Annotated in this window: 1 rRNA gene; it reads right to left on the reverse strand. The window is 55.5% G+C overall.

The features are described 5' to 3' along the window. Nucleotides 1-14: 14 nt before the first annotated feature. Nucleotides 15-1,335: ribosomal RNA gene (locus B5E79_RS13220) — 16S ribosomal RNA — on the reverse strand; the annotation flags it as partial.

Genomic DNA, 1,335 nt, shown 5'->3' on the forward strand with positions numbered 1-1,335 from the left:
TCTCTTCTCCCTAGAAAGGAGGTGATCCATCCCCACGTTCCCGTAGGGATACCTTGTTACGACTTCACCCCAATCATCAGTCCCACCTTAGACAGCTCCCTCCTTGCGGTTGGGCCACCGGCTTCGGGTGTTACCAACTCTCATGGTGTGACGGGCGGTGTGTACAAGGCCCGAGAACGTATTCACCGCGACATGCTGATTCGCGATTACTAGCGATTCCAGCTTCGTGCAGTCGAGTTGCAGACTGCAGTCCGAACTGTGAACGGGTTTCTGGGTTTCGCTCCACCTCGCGGCTTCGCCTCCCTCTGATCCGTCCATTGTAGCACGTGTGTAGCCCAGGTCATAAGGGGCATGATGATTTGACGTCATCCCCGCCTTCCTCCTCCTTGCAGAGGCAGTCTCGCCAGAGTCCCCAACCTAATGCTGGCAACTGGCAACAGGGGTTGCGCTCGTTGCGGGACTTAACCCAACATCTCACGACACGAGCTGACGACAACCATGCACCACCTGTGTGAGATATAGCTATCTCTCTGTCTCCAGAGCCTTTATCTCCATGTCAAGACCTGGTAAGGTTCTTCGCGTTGCTTCGAATTAAACCACATGCTCCACCGCTTGTGCGGGCCCCCGTCAATTCCTTTGAGTTTCATTCTTGCGAACGTACTACTCAGGCGGAGTGCTTATTGCGTTAACTGCAGCACTGAGGTCTGACCCCCAACACTTAGCACTCATCGTTTACGGCGTGGACTACTAGGGTATCTAATCCTATTTGCTCCCCACGCTTTCGGGACTGAGCGTCAGCTGCACCCCAGACCGCCGCCTTCGCCACTGGTGTTCCTCCATATATCTACGCATTTCACCGCTACACATGGAATTCCGCGATCCTCTGATGCTCTCTAGCTGTGCGGTTTCCACGGCTTACCGAAGTTTAGCTTCGGGCTTTCACCGCAGACCTGCACTGCCGCCTGCTCCCTCTTTACGCCCAATGATTCCGGATAACGCTCGCCACCTACGTATTACCGCGGCTGCTGGCACGTAGTTAGCCGTGGCTTCCTCATAAAGTACCGTCACTCGCCTGTCATTCCCTACAGGCGCCGTTCTTCCTTTATAACAGAAGTTTACATCACGAATGACTTCTTCCTTCACGCGGCGTTGCTCGGTCAGGCTTTCGCCCATTGCCGAAAATTCCCTACTGCTGCCTCCCGTAGGAGTCTGGGCCGTGTCTCAGTCCCAGTGTGGCCGTCCACCCTCTCAGGCCGGCTACGCATCGTCGCCCTGGTGAGCCTCTACCTCACCAGCTAGCTAATGCGTCATAAGCCCATCCCTGTGCTATCCCGT

It is taken from the genome of Massilimicrobiota sp. An134 (genome assembly GCF_002160815.1).
GTDB classification, from domain to species: Bacteria; Bacillota_I; Bacilli_A; order Erysipelotrichales; family Coprobacillaceae; genus Allocoprobacillus; species Allocoprobacillus merdigallinarum.